Source organism: Paenibacillus sp. ACRSA (assembly GCF_022346845.1).
Taxonomy (GTDB): Bacteria; Bacillota; Bacilli; order Paenibacillales; family Paenibacillaceae; genus Paenibacillus.
The window spans coordinates 36,269-50,935 of sequence record NZ_JAKRNP010000015.1 but is presented as its reverse complement, the minus strand read 5'-3'; the positions used below and the strand labels follow the sequence as shown (position 1 = coordinate 50,935).

At 46.7% G+C, this 14,667-nt stretch carries 13 protein-coding genes; 12 read left to right on the top strand and 1 reads right to left on the bottom strand.

Annotated features, from left to right (window positions below):
- The first annotated feature begins 94 nt into the window (after positions 1 to 94).
- The 3 genes from MH215_RS25675 to MH215_RS25665 all read left to right on the top strand — a co-directional run bounded on the left by MH215_RS25675 (position 95) and on the right by MH215_RS25665 (position 1,115).
- Positions 95 to 301: a hypothetical protein gene (locus tag MH215_RS25675; RefSeq protein WP_239293858.1), complete on the top strand. Its 207-nt coding sequence runs from the start codon at positions 95 to 97 to the stop codon at positions 299 to 301.
- Positions 302 to 340: 39 nt separating this feature from the next.
- On the top strand, positions 341 to 739 hold the full coding sequence (locus MH215_RS25670) for a hypothetical protein (protein ID WP_239293857.1): 399 nt from the start codon (positions 341 to 343) through the stop codon (positions 737 to 739).
- Positions 740 to 800: 61 nt separating this feature from the next.
- A complete protein-coding gene (locus tag MH215_RS25665; RefSeq protein ID WP_239293856.1) occupies positions 801 to 1,115 on the top strand; it encodes a hypothetical protein in 315 nt (104 codons plus the stop codon).
- 173 nt (positions 1,116 to 1,288) lie between these two features.
- Here MH215_RS25665 and acnA read toward each other — a convergent pair whose 3' ends face one another.
- Positions 1,289 to 4,003, bottom strand: coding sequence for an aconitate hydratase AcnA (gene acnA / locus MH215_RS25660; RefSeq protein ID WP_239293855.1), 2,715 nt, complete (start codon positions 4,001 to 4,003; stop codon positions 1,289 to 1,291).
- Between the two features lie 342 nt (positions 4,004 to 4,345).
- Here acnA and MH215_RS25655 point away from each other — a divergent pair, with 342 nt between their 5' ends.
- The 9 genes from MH215_RS25655 (at position 4,346) to MH215_RS25615 (ending at position 14,562) form a co-directional block, all read left to right on the top strand.
- A complete protein-coding gene (locus MH215_RS25655) occupies positions 4,346 to 5,365 on the top strand; it encodes an amidase domain-containing protein (protein WP_239293854.1) in 1,020 nt (339 codons plus the stop codon).
- 145 nt (positions 5,366 to 5,510) lie between these two features.
- Positions 5,511 to 6,611, top strand: coding sequence for a D-alanine--D-alanine ligase (locus MH215_RS25650; RefSeq protein WP_239293853.1), 1,101 nt, complete (start codon positions 5,511 to 5,513; stop codon positions 6,609 to 6,611).
- Positions 6,612 to 6,668: 57 nt separating this feature from the next.
- The gene (locus MH215_RS25645; protein WP_239293852.1) at positions 6,669 to 6,992 is read left to right on the top strand and encodes a hypothetical protein; all 324 of its coding nucleotides are present in this window, start codon (positions 6,669 to 6,671) and stop codon (positions 6,990 to 6,992) included.
- Between the two features lie 127 nt (positions 6,993 to 7,119).
- Positions 7,120 to 8,121, top strand: coding sequence for a UV DNA damage repair endonuclease UvsE (uvsE, locus tag MH215_RS25640; RefSeq protein WP_239293851.1), 1,002 nt, complete (start codon positions 7,120 to 7,122; stop codon positions 8,119 to 8,121).
- Between the two features lie 107 nt (positions 8,122 to 8,228).
- Positions 8,229 to 9,092, top strand: a complete 864-nt coding sequence (locus MH215_RS25635; protein WP_275446337.1) for an inositol monophosphatase family protein — start codon at positions 8,229 to 8,231, stop codon at positions 9,090 to 9,092.
- 70 nt (positions 9,093 to 9,162) lie between these two features.
- Positions 9,163 to 9,456, top strand: a complete 294-nt coding sequence (locus MH215_RS25630; RefSeq protein ID WP_239293849.1) for a hypothetical protein — start codon at positions 9,163 to 9,165, stop codon at positions 9,454 to 9,456.
- Between the two features lie 230 nt (positions 9,457 to 9,686).
- On the top strand, positions 9,687 to 11,015 hold the full coding sequence (locus MH215_RS25625) for a stalk domain-containing protein (RefSeq protein ID WP_239293848.1): 1,329 nt from the start codon (positions 9,687 to 9,689) through the stop codon (positions 11,013 to 11,015).
- Positions 11,016 to 11,246: 231 nt separating this feature from the next.
- Positions 11,247 to 13,034, top strand: a complete 1,788-nt coding sequence (locus tag MH215_RS25620; RefSeq protein ID WP_056699760.1) for a sensor histidine kinase — start codon at positions 11,247 to 11,249, stop codon at positions 13,032 to 13,034.
- Positions 13,009 to 14,562 carry a response regulator transcription factor gene (locus MH215_RS25615; protein WP_239293847.1) on the top strand — a complete coding sequence of 518 codons (1,554 nt, stop codon included), beginning with the start codon at positions 13,009 to 13,011 and terminating at the stop codon, positions 14,560 to 14,562. Before MH215_RS25620 ends, MH215_RS25615 begins: the two co-directional genes overlap by 26 nt.
- The last annotated feature ends 105 nt before the right edge of the window (positions 14,563 to 14,667 follow it).

Genomic DNA, 14,667 nt, shown 5'->3' with positions numbered 1-14,667 from the left:
GCCTACGCTCCGCTACTCCATTTCTATCTTCATCCCAGCTTCTCGGTACTGAAAACCGACCTTTTTGAACACGCACTTAGAGGGGAGAATTCTTATGTTCTATATGGCTCTTCTAATCATTGGCGTAGGACTGATGTTCATCGCTAGTCCACGTTATGTAACGCATGCCTCGAATCGTCGTATGATGGATCGTGCCACATCCCGATGGATCGGGTACTCACTCATCATGATGTCATGCTTATTTCTAATCATGGGAGTACTGCAAATGCTGGATCAAGCCTCACATCGTGTGGGGCATTAGTTAGCAGGCATGTTCGTCAACTGAAAAGGGGGAAAGCGATTGTATTCATTAGCTAAACAACTAGCTGGCCGAATGAGAGCGATTATGGAAGTTGAGAATGAGATTGCAGTTTCTAAATGCAAAGATGCCGATGACAAGGCTATACTAGATCTGGAACAGAAGAGATCTGAGTTGATCAACAGCTCTACACGAGATGAGTTATTCGTGATCAAAACGGTAATGAAAGTAGGGCGTGGAGAACGAGGATACCGATTCCATGCTGGATCGGATGAGATAGAGATAATTAAACTACCGATTGAATTAAGCGAGCATGAGTTGATGCAGAAGTATTCCTACTACCTTGTACATAAGACAGAACGTGAACTGGCAAATAGCATTGAATTTAATACGGTTGTGACGGAGGAACTGAGGGAAGGTATGGAAATCTTAAAACTCTAAGAGATCTGAACATGCAGTCTAAGGTGTAACCGGAACGGTAAGCATGAAGGAGGTTTGTTCAATGATAATGAAGATTTCATATTATAGCCCAGAAGGTCACTATTTTCATGTCCCTGATCATTATGCAGAGCGAATTGAAGAGTGGCGAATAGAATTTTCCGATTTTCTGCAGACGTTAGAATATAAGCATCCCTTCACCCAATATATGGAGTCCATTAATTATGACGGCGAAATGGAATACGGTCACTTTGTCCGTTGTTTCGGAGGGGAAGACTTTGTAGACTGGATTAATGTAGAGAAATTAAACAGTAGAGGGCTGTATCGCATCGTCGATCCACCTGATGATTCAGAAGTTGGAATAAAAATTGATTTTTAATACCGTATATCTCTTCCGGTTAGGATAAATCAACTCATTTCATGGCAGGCATATCATTGGCCAGTAGATATAATACAGATATAAGAATCAAAAAAAAGCTCCCCATCCATGCCAACCGGCAACGATGGGGAGCTTCCTTATATATCACTTCATAGCACGAATAGTTAATGCAATTAAGCTTTTTTCATCATTTGACGCAATACCGTTTGCAAGATACCGCCGTTATGGTAGTAATCCACATCAACCATACTGTCCAGACGAGCGATAACAGGGAATTCGAACTGTGTACCGTCTTCACGAGTTACAGTTACTTTCAACTCTTGTCCTGGTTTCACGTCATTGCTCAGGCCAGTAATGTCGTATGTTTCGCGTCCATTCAGACCCAGGCTAGACCAGCCGTGACCTTCTTGGAATTGCAATGGCATAACGCCCATACCGACGAGGTTACTACGGTGAATCCGCTCGAAACTTTCTGCAATAACGGCTTTGACGCCGAGCAAGAATGTTCCTTTTGCCGCCCAGTCACGGGAGCTTCCTGTACCATACTCTTTACCTGCGATAACGATCAGGTTCTGTCCTTCATCCTGATACTTCATGGAAGCATCATAGATGGACATTTCTTCGTCTGTTGGCAAGTATTTCGTAATACCACCTTCAGTACCTGGAGCCACTTGGTTACGAATACGGATATTCGCAAATGTACCACGCATCATGACTTCATGGTTACCACGACGTGAGCCGTAGGAGTTGAAGTCTTTGCGCTCTACGCCATGCTCTTTCAGGTACAATCCAGCCGGGCTGGACGGTGCGATATTACCAGCTGGCGAGATGTGATCCGTCGTTACGGAATCAGCAAGCAATGCCATAACACGTGCAGAACGGATATCTGCGATATCGTTCAGCTTATCACCAAGCTCTTGGAAGAACGGAGGATTCTGAATGTACGTGGAGTTTGGATCCCACTCGTACAATTCGCCTTCTGGTACAGGGATGTTGTTCCAACGTTCGTTCGCTGTAAATACGTTCTCGTATTTGTTACGGAACATTTGAGCGTTCAGGGAGCTAGCAATCGCATCCTTGATTTCCTCAGAGCTAGGCCAGAGGTCTTTCAGGAACACAGGCTCGTTATTCGTATCATAGCCGATTGGATCGACTTCAAAGTCAATATTCACCGTACCCGCAAGTGCGTATGCCACAACGAGTGGTGGGGAAGCCAAGTAGTTAGCTTTAACTTGAGCGTGTACACGGCCTTCGAAGTTACGGTTACCAGACAATACAGCCGCTACGGTCATATCGTTCTCAGCAATCGCTTCGCTTACTTCATCCGGCAGTGGGCCGGAGTTACCGATACAAGTCGCGCAGCCGTAACCAGCAACGTTGAATCCGAGTTGATCCAAGTACTCGATCAGACCTGCTTTTTCCAGATACTCGGTAACAACCAGAGATCCTGGAGTCAAGCTGCTTTTCACGTATCCTGGCTTAGTCAAGCCGCGTTCAACTGCTTTTTTCGCAAGCAAACCTGCTCCAACCATAACACTAGGGTTAGATGTGTTCGTGCAGCTTGTGATGGCTGCGATTACGACAGCTCCAGCAGCAAGCTCGCTTGTTGAACCATCAGGATGTTTAACAGGTACCTTCTGTTCAAGCTTCTCTTCAGTCAGTCCGTATCCACCTTTATCAACCGGTGTGCGGATGATGCTGTTGAAGCTTTCTTTCATTTGTGTCAGCTCGATGCGGTCTTGTGGACGTTTAGGTCCTGCAAGACTTGGTACAACGGAGCCGAGGTCAAGTTCAATAACATCTGTAAATTCAGGATCTACTGTTGAAGCAGTCCGGAACATACCTTGAGCTTTGTAGTAAGCTTCAACCAGATCCACTTGCTCATCGGAACGGCCTGTGCTGCGCAAGTAGTTCAGTGTTTCGCTATCTACAGGGAAGAAACCGATTGTTGCGCCATATTCAGGTGCCATGTTAGCTACAGTTGCACGGTCAGCAAGACCGATATTAGCAAGTCCTGGGCCGTAGAACTCTACGAATTTACCAACAACGCCTTTTTTACGAAGCATTTGGGTAACAGTCAGCGCCAGATCCGTTGCTGTTGCGCCTTCGCTCAGGCTACCAGTCAATTTGAAACCGATAACGTCAGGTGTAACAAAGTAAAGCGGTTGGCCAAGCATACCTGCTTCAGCCTCGATCCCGCCAACACCCCAACCTACAACGCCAAGACCGTTGATCATCGTTGTATGGGAATCCGTACCTACGAGAGAGTCTGGGAATACAACCGTTTCGCCGTCAACTGTTTTGGTTGCAGCAACGGAAGCTAGGTACTCCAAGTTTACTTGGTGAACGATCCCTGTGGACGGTGGAACCGCACGGAAGTTGTTGAACGCCGTTTGCGCCCAACGCAAGAAACGGTAACGCTCTTCGTTACGCTCAAATTCAACCTTGATATTGTAGTCAAGGGCGTCGTTTGTTCCGAATGCATCTACCATGACGGAGTGGTCGATAACGAGGTCAACTGGTACGAGCGGGTTGATCTGTTTTGGATCGCCGCCTGCTTTTTTAACCGTATCACGCATTGCAGCAAGGTCAACGACAACGGGTACGCCGGTGAAGTCTTGCAATACGATACGTGCAGGAATAAATGGAATCTCTTTGTTATTGTCACGGCCATCTGCCCAGCCGGTCAATTGTTTCACATGTTCTTCGGTAATTGCACGTCCATCAAATTGACGAACTGCTGCTTCAAGCAGCACTTTAATAGAGAAGGGAAGCTTGGAAAGGTCGCCGTAGCCGCCTTCCTGAAGAGCATCTAAACTGTAGTAGCGATAGGACTTGCCTCCGACCTCAAGACTGCGTGCGGCGGAGAAATGGTTCTTGGCTGACATACATGTACCTCCTTAAAAATGTGTCGGTGAGATGAAGAAGACATTCATTTAAATGAAGAACAGGCCTTCATCGCTCCGTGTTCTTGTTCGTTAGTTTCATTAGGTGAAACATAATTTCATAATCGTAACTTTAGTTTTAAGTATACCGTTTCGAGAGGTCTACGTAAAGGGCTTTTTGCCTGTGAAATCCTGCTTTTTAAAAGGATGAAGGCGTTTTCTCGTAAAGAGTAAGTTCGTATCATTTGGATTTCAGAAGGCGTACTCATACAACCCGGTGGGTTCTCATAGATATAGAAGGAGTTTTATTGTGCATATCGGTGGGAGATCGTCCATACACAGCTTATGCCGAAGGGGGACAACAGCTTGGAACGGGAATGGAAGAGTGCCTTGTATACGTATGTTAACCAATATAATCGCTGCGAGATTGACTACCGCCCACAGACAAGCGAACGTATTGTAACTGATCCTGCATTTGTTCTGGATCGGGGCGAGCGCATGGCGAGATTAGACGAGTGGTATCGTAGGCGGCGCGCTGTGCCGTTGCGGAGTGAGACCAGCGCAAAAATCATACGTACGGTTACCGAGAGTCCAGAAGAATTTGTGGTGGATGTACAGCTATACAGCAGGTTATTTTATGAGAAAAGCGGCATGACTCATCGCGAAGATCGAATCGAGCGGGAGCGGTTGACCTTTCTACGGCAGAACGGAACTTGGACGATTACACGGGTAGAACGGGAGGTACCTGAACGCCGCCCTCCTGGAGCGAGTCGCCCTTTTCAGCAGGCTGATTTTGTACCGGCGATGAATCGACCTCTACTCAATCACGATGTGCTTAGGCAGGGGCGCAGCTCCCGTCAGCAATTGTATCGCCGAGATTTAGCGGTTGCGTATGCGGATCGTTGGTGGAATACAGGCAATCCGGCATTTGAAGAATTCGAGGTGGATTGCACCAATTACGTGTCCCAGTGCCTCTTTGCAGGGGAGGCACCCATCCACTATACTGGTAGAAGAGAAGCGGGCTGGTGGTATAAAGGTTATGTAAATGGCACGGAGATGTGGAGTTACAGCTGGGCAGTATCGAACAGTTTGGAGCGTTATCTGTCCAGTAGCATTTGGGGCTTGACCGCAACGGTAGTGGAGCGTCCTGAGCAACTGATGCTGGGGGATGTCATTCTCTACGATTGGGACGGGGATGGTCGCTTTCAGCATAGCACGGTGGTAACCGCCTTTGATGCGGGTGGCATGCCGCTTGTTAACGCACATACAGTCAGCAGTCGTCACCGTTACTGGGATTACCAGGACTCTTACGCTTGGACAGAGCGTACGGTGTATCGGCTTTTTCACATTGCAGACGAATTTTGAGTCTGTTCTCACAGGGACAGAACTTGTTTTCGGTGACGAGCCAAGCCCATTCCGTGTAAAATAAGATCAGTACAGAATAACAATGGTGCCTGTCATGATTACGTTCATGATGAAGGCATGATGCACAGATAATCGGAGGTTACGCATGAGTATGGATAAATTAAAAGTAGGCGTCGTTTATGGCGGGAAATCTGGCGAGCACGAGGTATCGCTGCAAACGGCGTTTGCTGTAACAAATGCATTTGATTATGAGAAGTATGAACTAGTTCCTTTTTATATCTCTAAGCAAGGTACATGGAAAAAAGGTTCTGTCATGCATACGCCATTCGCGCGAATCGAAGACCTGAAGCTGGAACAAGCTGCGGGCGGAACACAGGAAGCGCTGAACGCGCTATTCGGTCGCCTGTACGGTGGAGAAGAAGCTTTGGACGTGATGTTCCCACTGCTGCACGGCACATTCGGTGAAGATGGAACGATCCAAGGAATGTTCGAGATGGCAGATATGCCTTACGTTGGTGCGGGTGTACTCGCTTCAGCAGGTGGTATGGATAAAGTGGTGATGAAGAAATTGTTCGCACAGGCGGGTATTGACCAATGTGCCTTCACTTATTTCAACGCGACACAATGGAAACAATCTGAGCACGAAATGATCGTTCAGGTTGAAGATCAGCTAGGTTATCCGTGCTTTATCAAGCCGGCAAATCTAGGCTCAAGTGTGGGCATCTCCAAAGCACGCAACCGGGATGAGTTGAAAACAGCTGTAGAATTCGCACTTCGTTATGATACGAAGGTGGTCATTGAGGAGTTCGTTGAAGCACGTGAAGTCGAGGTGAGTGTGCTAGGAAACGATGAACCGATGGCTTCGGTGCCAGGAGAAATCGTATCTTCCGGTGAATATTATGATTATGCTGCCAAGTATATTGACGGACAATCACAGATGTTGATTCCTGCACCACTCGATCCAGAAGCAGCAGATCGTATTCGTGAAGCGGCGTTGCAGGCATTTCGTGCAATCGAAGGCAATGGTATCTCCCGCGCGGACTTTTTTATCCGCAAATCGGATGGCGCCTTGCTTATTAATGAAGTGAACACAATGCCAGGTTTCACACCGTACAGCATGTATCCTTTGCTGTGGCGTGAAACGGGTGTAGCGTATGCGGAGTTGCTGGATCGCATGATTGAGCTGGCTTTGGAGCGATACAACCGCAAACAGGCGCTGAACTATGAGAACGGCGTGCAGGCATAATTTTGGATTTTATAAAATGAACTTATTATTTACACGCTAATTTAAGGAGGGATAGGCATGGGATTTCAGACTGAATTCAATTCCGTATGCAAATTCAAAAGCGAACAAGAACTATTCGAGCTGCTTGAATATGGCCGTGGCAAAATGGTTAAACAAGGATTCCGCGTGTTCCCTACCGGACAGAAAGTCATTGCGTACACACCGGACAATGTGGCGGTTGCCATCGTGAAGATTGTCGCTTCCATTGCGGAAATTAACTTCCAAAATCAAGAGGTGACCGAAGTAGAGATGCAACTCATCCGTAAATTAACGGAAGAAGAGTCACGCATCCAGACTGCACTTGCGGACGAGATGTTCTTTGGAGAGCAGGCGCAGAGTTAATCGTCCAATTTAGCGCCTGAACGATTATGGTCTTTCGTTTAGGGTAAAACTTGGTTATATACAAGTTGGCAAAGCTCGGCGTATCAGAGTCGGGCAGAATTGCCGCCCATAGAGAGGAAGAACCTTCATGCTCGTGCGTTTTGGTTACGTGGCTATGTCTGTGCTTGTGGAGAATGCTTCACCATCGCGCACAATGACCATGGCCAGCTTCAAAAAGATCGAAGACAGGCAAGCAGCCATTCGTAAGCTGGAACGAATCGCGGCTGAGAATCTACACAATACGTTACGATTACTCAGACATAATCGCGGGAGTCATATTCATGTCTATCGTTTCTCCTCCAAATTAATTCCTCTCGCAACTCATGAGGATCTAAGTGATTGGGATCCATTTCCGGCACTAAAATCTGATTTTGCAGCGATAGGTGAATTTGTGAAGGAGAATCAGATGCGTGTATCGTTTCACCCTGATCATTTTACGGTACTCAGTACACCTCGTGAGGAAGTGCTGCGTAATTCGATCAAGGATCTGCGCCATCATGTGCGGATGCTGGATGCAATGGGTCTGAATGCAACTGCCAAGAACAATATACATATTGGTGGTGCATATGGGGACAAGCCTTCTGCAGCACTTCGTTTTGAAGAGAACTTTATGAAGCTGGACAGGGATATTCAAGAGCGGATCACGCTCGAAAATGATGACAAAACCTTCAATGTGCCCGAAACTCTAGCGGTGTGTGAACATTTAGGGCTACCGATGGTACTGGATATTCATCATCAGTGGGTCAACAACGAAGGCGAAAAGCCTTGGGAGCTGTGGCCTAACATTTTGAAAACATGGACGTCACCCCTTGCCCAGGCAGATTCACCAACGGATCGCCCACTCGCACCTAAGATTCACGTGTCCAGCCCGAAGAGTGAGAAAGACCCGCGTGGTCATGCGGACGGCGTAGAGGTAGAGCCGTTGCTGGACTTTTTAAGGCACATTGCTGCAGATACTCCTGCGCTGGATGTCATGATTGAGGCCAAACGAAAAGATGAAGCGTTGGTTCAGTTGATGCAGAAGCTAGCATTCTATCACGAAGAGGGCGTGGAATGGATAGACGAATCAACGGTCATTATTCATCCCTAGTGCCAAAAGAGGCTTAGGCGACCAGAAACTTTACCTCCTAAGGAACGTATACTTTTATCAAGTATTTTAATTTTTCGTAGATTGATATAGAAAGTAGAGTGAACGCTTTGAATGAGAAGGAAAAGACACCTTATGTCGTGACAAGCAAAAGCTATACTGCCGTCGCCATCAATGCAGCTTCCAAAGCTGGAGAGTGGATCAAGAGTCGCCTTGGAACGGTAAGTGAACTCGGAATTAAGTATTCTCCGCAAGATCTGGTAACCGAAGTGGACAAAGGAGCGGAACAGATGATCCGCCGCCTTATTCTCACGCATTTTCCTCAGCATGCGATTCTGGGTGAAGAGGGCGTGGAGCCGGGACCTGAAGCTTCCGCTAGAGCGCTCCAAGAGATTCAAGATGAAGAGTATCTTTGGATTGTTGACCCCGTGGATGGCACGACCAATTTCGTGCATGGATTTCCGTTCTTTTCGGTATCTATCGCATTAGCGCATCGTGGTGAAGTCATTGTAGGTGTTATTTACGATCCTTCACGGGATGAATTATTTGTAGCTGAAAAAGGAAAAGGCGCTTACGTTCATGGTAATCGTATGGGCGTATCTGGAGAGCAAGAGCTGGCACACAGCCTTGTTGCTGTTGGCTTCCCTGCAGATCCTAACTATACGCTGCCGATTAATATGGCTGCTGTACAAGCGCTTGCCCCACAGGTACGTAACTTACGTGCTGGCGGTTCAGCTGCATTACATCTGGCTTATGTTGCTGCGGGACGACTTAGCGCTTATACGGAAATCGGACTGAAACCATGGGATATTGCAGCAGGCGCACTACTCGTTGCAGAGTCTGGTGGCACAATCACAGATACGGTTGGAACACCGTACGATCTGTCTGTTAGCCATATCGTCGCGAGTAATGGCAAAATTCATGACGCCCTGACAGGTGTACTGAAGGAAGCCAAAGCTACGGGTATGGAGTGAGCGTAACTTATCCAAGCTTGAATAACTTGTCATCGTAAACATGTAAATTCAATCAAAGGAGCGAATACCAATGGATGAATCCAAAGAACTGGAACAACGGCTCAGAGATATGCTGATGGAAGGGGACATGGAGGACTCCGGCGACGCCGAACAGCGTGAACGCCAATTGATTCCTCCCAAATATGAAGTGCGGATCCAGACGGAGCGCGACCCCATTGTCGAAGAAACGTTGAAATTCCGGCAATTAGCACGTGAAGTAGATGATCGTTATGATCGTTATCTGGAACGAGCTGCCGGTAACAAACCGGATACTGACACAGTGGATCCCAATCATTCTAAAGATGCAGATCCGTCGCAAACTTAACCAATGGCCAATGTGTGACTGTAATTAGACATAGCCAACGAATAAGAATGAACGAAATAACAGGTTATCCCGTCCGGGAAACCTGTTATTTCATGTGCCCCACCTGTAGTGGGGACAACCTCTACTCTATAATGATAGAATAGAATGACACGCACTTATGTCATTAGAATGACGGATGTACTATATAATCGTGTAAAATGATAGATTCGCGAAAAGGAGTGTTAACGAGAATGAAGCGTAAAGTTACATGGGGAAATACAGCAGCAGGATTAACAGCGAGTATGTTAGCCGGAATGTTGCTCTTAGCATCATCTGCACTGCCTGCACATGCGGCAGAGGCAGGTACAAGCACATTGCCAACGAGCACAACCGAAGCATCCTTGCCAGCGAAGAAAGATGCAGTGGCGGTAACGAAGGAGTTTCGTATCGTAACCTTGGGAGATTCTATCACTGTGGGATACGAGCCTAATCTGAAAGAGCAAGAGCTACCATATGGCTATGTAGAACGTTTGCAGGAGCAAGGCTTGCTTCATGGTCGTACGCAAGTGGATAACTTCGGCATTGCTGGCTTGAAGAGCAGTGGTCTGAAGACGTTCACGACGGCAATTAAAGACGGCAAAACGCTCACATCTGAAGCGATTCAACCAAGTCTTCCAGACCCAAGAGCTGGACAGATCGGAGCAAATACCGCTGCCATTCGGGAGAGTATTGCTCAAGCGAATCTAGTAGCCATTACGATTGGCGGAAATGACGTATCGGAATTGCTCGGTACAGCCAACAAGCTGAGTGATCAGGAGCTGCAAGAGAAGGTAAAAGAATTACTTACAACATATACAGCGAATATTAGTGCAACGATTACTGACATTCATGAAATTAACCCAACGGCTCGAATTGTGATTGCTGATCAATATCAACCGATGCCAGAGGTAGCAGGCAAGGAGCTTTATGCTAAACTCATGGAGGCATCCAAAGGCTTCACAACGACGATTGATGGAATCGCAGCTCAATTCACTGCCCAAGGGGTCGATGTACAAGTAGCTCACGTAGCAAAAGAGTTTATTGGCGGCGAAGGTACGATGACACATATGATCAGAGATCGTGATTTCCATCCGAATCAACTGGGATATGCATCGATTGCTGAAGTGTTTGCCAAAACCATCTGGGGTAACTATACCAAACTGACAGCTCCAGCAGCAGGCGAGCCAATGAACATTATCGTCAGCGGCAAAACGCTGAATACACCGTATAAACCGATCATCCGTAGCGGCAAGAACTTTGTAGCCATTCAGGATATCGTGAACGCGGTTGGTGCAACAACGGTTTGGGATAACAAAACATCTACAGCTACAATTACTTATGGTGATCGCAAGGTTGCTGTGAAGATCGGTGCGAATGCGGTTCTAGTTAACGGAGCATCGGTTAAGGTAGACACACCTGCCTTCCTGAACAAGGTAGGCAAAGAGTCCAAAACATACGTACCGCTTGCTATGGTAGCAGAAGGTCTGGGATTTGACGTGCAATATGTAGCGAAGTTGAAAACGGTATTCGTGAATCCGTAACCTTTACTTCGTACCCGAATAGACAGATGGGTTCCTTCATTTCAGAGGGAATTCTCTGTCTATTTGTCTTTTTATCCGCGGACATCGTGAATAGATTGTTTCATGACTCCAAAAGTTGAATAAATATGACTTGTCATCTGACCATGGATGTGTAAATATGAAAATAACTTACAGTAGTTCTACACGCCATAAGAAGCATCGTACCCTTCTCCAGTCAAAGGAGCGCTTTGGATGAGGAAAATTAAGAACGCTTTCATGACGTTGCCAATACATCACAAAACCATCCTTCTCATCGGGCTTTTGATGTTGGTCAGCTTCACCTTTTATGTCTCCGTCCTGCGATATGTCTTCAGCATCTATGACCGTCAGATTTACGAGAAATCATCACAGGTTCTTAATATGTCCTCTGTAGGCATCGAGAATCAGCTTCGGGAGATCACGAATCTATCCTTCAAAGTCATGTCGGACGAACCGCTACAGCAATATCTGCTGCAGTTGGAGAAGGCAGAGACGGGATACGAAAAGAACAGTGTACGCAAGAAGATCACTAATCGACTTGTCGCTTATGCAGGCTCGGAGAAGTATGTGTACTCCATGATATTTATTGATAATGATAAAAATATTATGGCTGCGGGAAACCGAGAGGGTGTCTCCGAAGCAATGCAAAATGAGCTGGTTGCACTTGGTGAGCAGCATTCCGGTGCAAATGCATGGTATACCGGCGGGGATCGCCAAGCGAGATTGCTATCGGTAAGACAGGTGAAATCCTTCATTGGTGGTGCGTTTACACTGGATAAGCTGGGGACGTTAGTGATTCGTGTTCGATTGGATCGCATTGTCCAGGATCAGATGCAGCATCCGGCAGAGGATTCTCAGCTACTCATTACGGATGGTAGAGAAGTCATCTATCCAACTGAACCTTCAGTCAGTGAATCTGAAATTGAGTCAGAATTGAAGCGTATTCAGCCGTATGGCATTGCTATGTTTGAACAAGGAAGGAATTTTGTCGCCCGAGCTCACTCTTCCTACACAGATTGGGTGTACCTGTATATGACTCCCTTTGATCAGATGTTTAAGCAGGTTCAGTTTGTCAAACAGCTGGTAACGGTCATTTTCATTGTCATATTTCTGGCGGCACTTATATTCGGATTCCGATTCTCGCGTAGCATCACTCAGCCTATTGCCCATTTGATCAAGAAAATGCGTAATATTGAAAAGGGTGACCTCGACAAGCTGGAGGAAGCTGCACTCGGTGACATTCCTTCTTCCCCGCAAAATGAGGTCGGGCTATTACATCGAACCTTCAAAATGATGCTACAGCGCATCCGTGAATTGATTGATGAGAATTATGCCAAGCAGCTGGTCATTCGTGAGACAGAGTTGAAAGCGCTTCAGGCGCAGATCAACCCTCACTTCTTATATAACACACTGGAATCGATCAATTGGCTCGCCAAAGTTCAGAAACAACGCCAAATCTCTGAAATGGTGGAGGCACTTGGGTTTTTGTTACGGAGCTCGGTGAATATGTCTGAAAAGTGGATTACGCTCGAAAGGGAATTGGATATCGTGCGCAGCTATGTGACGATTCAGCGTACACGCTTTGAGGAAAGACTTGATTTTGACATGGAGATTGCTCCTGAAGTGGGAACAGCACGGATTCCTAAACTGACATTACAGCCTTTGGTGGAGAACGCCATTCATTATGCACTGGAGCCAAGCATAGATCCTTGCCGAATTCGCATCCGAGCGAGGGCAGACGGGGATAAGGTAATTATTGAAGTGGAGGATGATGGCCCGGGAATGACAGCGGAATTCCTACAACAATTGCAGGAGGGACAGATTCAGACAAGAGGGCAGGGCATTGGGTTATCGAACATTCAAGAACGGATCAGACTGACCTTCGGTGATGAAGGCACAATGGTCATGAGCAGCAGCCCTGGATCAGGAACTGTAGTATCGATCAGCATACCTTGGATTAGAGAGGACGATGACGATGTACAAAGTGATGCTCGTAGATGATGAGCGTGTCATTCTAGAGGGAATTTCCCAGGTGGTCGATTGGGCCGCGGCAGGCACAGAGCTAGTGGATACGGCAAGGAATGGAATTGAAGCATTGGACAAAATCGGGCAATCCCGGCCTGACATTATCATTACTGATATTTCAATGCCTGGTCTAGATGGTCTTGGACTTATTGAGAAGGCGTCCGAGGCCTATCCTGATCTACGGTTTATTATGTTGTCTGGTTATAAGGAGTTCGAGTATGCCCGTAGAGCCATGCAATATGGGGTGAAGCATTATCTGCTTAAACCTTGTAATGAGAATCAGATCCATGATGCCTTATCCGAGCTACTACAGGAACAGCAGGATGCCCAGGTGAAGGAGCATGTAGCCGGAGAGATGAAGCAGAGACTGCAACGGGTTCTTCCACATGTGAAAGAACAGTTTCTGCTGGAATTCATGACGAATCGAACCTACGGACCAGGTGACTTGGAATATTATCAAGAGCTGTTCGATCTGGAGCTTGAGGATACTGAAGTGCGTCTATTGCTGTTTCGAATTGCAGATGAGCATGATTACAGTCATTTATTTGCGATCAAGAATATCGCGAACGATCTTCTCCCACATGTCATGTTAAGTACAACGATTGAAGGAAAGCTGTTGATTTTGCTGAAGGATTCCGCTGATGCAGCTACATTACAGGAAAGTATCGAAGAAGTTCGGGCTACATTTACTCGCTTGTATAAATTACAGGTGACTGCCGCATTAAGCGAAGCAGATCGAATGATCCAGGCCCGGCGTCTGTTCCGTGAAGCACTGCAATGTCTGAATCATCGCTTTTTCATCGGAGAAGGGAAGCTAATTACGAAGAACGACCTTGTATTAGCAGGCGAACGCGAAGGTATACATGTGGAACAGGATGCGGATCAGTTGTGTCAATTAATCAAGTCGGGAAATGCTGAAGAAGCGGCCTCTGAAGTGGATCGTCTGTTTGATCTGTTATCAGAGCATCAGCTGGAGATTGAGGTTACTCGTTCCTATGTGGTGCAATTGTATTCGGCAATGATTCAAGTCTGTCCACCCGAAGAGGCAACGGAATTCACTCAGCGGATGGCAGAGCTATCTCACATCGATACGTTATCTGGTCTGAAATCCTTTGTATCCAGCAGTGCAGCTCGGTTGACCTCGGGATATTACAAGAACCATATCAGTCGCCAGTCTTCGGCGGTGGAGAAAATGATGGATATCGTAGATCGTCACTACGGTGAAGCAGATCTCTCGCTAAACGGCGTAGCACATCAGATGTTATATATGAATCCGGATTACTTAGGGAAAATTTTCAAAAAGGTGACTGGTGAAAATTTCTCAAACTATGTGAATCGACTTAGGATCGAACGGGCATGTGATCATATTCGCAGAGGCGGGGATGTAAAAGTATTTGAGCTTGCCGAATTATTCGGCTTCGGAGGCAACTCGCAATATTTCAGTCAGGTGTTCAAAAAGTGGACGGGAATGACACCTACTGAATTCCGTAGATCCGGCACGTAACAATTGGACACCGATCCTGTGGTGAAGATATGGGGAGGACGAACAGTGCCATGAGGGGCAATGTCGTCCTCCTCTGTTTTTTAAACCAACAAGACGGTTTTGTGT

Bases quoted from the DNA above. Each gene is read 5' to 3' on its own strand.
- MH215_RS25675 (WP_239293858.1), top strand. From the start codon at position 95: ATGTTCTATATGGCTCTTCTAATCATTGGCGTAGGACTGATGTTCATC.
- MH215_RS25665 (WP_239293856.1), top strand. From the start codon at position 801: ATGATAATGAAGATTTCATATTATAGCCCAGAAGGTCACTATTTTCAT.
- acnA (WP_239293855.1), bottom strand. From the start codon at position 4,003: ATGTCAGCCAAGAACCATTTCTCCGCCGCACGCAGTCTTGAGGTCGGA.
- MH215_RS25655 (WP_239293854.1), top strand. From the start codon at position 4,346: ATGCCGAAGGGGGACAACAGCTTGGAACGGGAATGGAAGAGTGCCTTG.
- MH215_RS25650 (WP_239293853.1), top strand. From the start codon at position 5,511: ATGAGTATGGATAAATTAAAAGTAGGCGTCGTTTATGGCGGGAAATCT.
- MH215_RS25645 (WP_239293852.1), top strand. From the start codon at position 6,669: ATGGGATTTCAGACTGAATTCAATTCCGTATGCAAATTCAAAAGCGAA.
- uvsE (WP_239293851.1), top strand. From the start codon at position 7,120: ATGCTCGTGCGTTTTGGTTACGTGGCTATGTCTGTGCTTGTGGAGAAT.
- MH215_RS25630 (WP_239293849.1), top strand. From the start codon at position 9,163: ATGGATGAATCCAAAGAACTGGAACAACGGCTCAGAGATATGCTGATG.
- MH215_RS25625 (WP_239293848.1), top strand. From the start codon at position 9,687: ATGAAGCGTAAAGTTACATGGGGAAATACAGCAGCAGGATTAACAGCG.
- MH215_RS25620 (WP_056699760.1), top strand. From the start codon at position 11,247: ATGAGGAAAATTAAGAACGCTTTCATGACGTTGCCAATACATCACAAA.
- MH215_RS25615 (WP_239293847.1), top strand. From the start codon at position 13,009: ATGTACAAAGTGATGCTCGTAGATGATGAGCGTGTCATTCTAGAGGGA.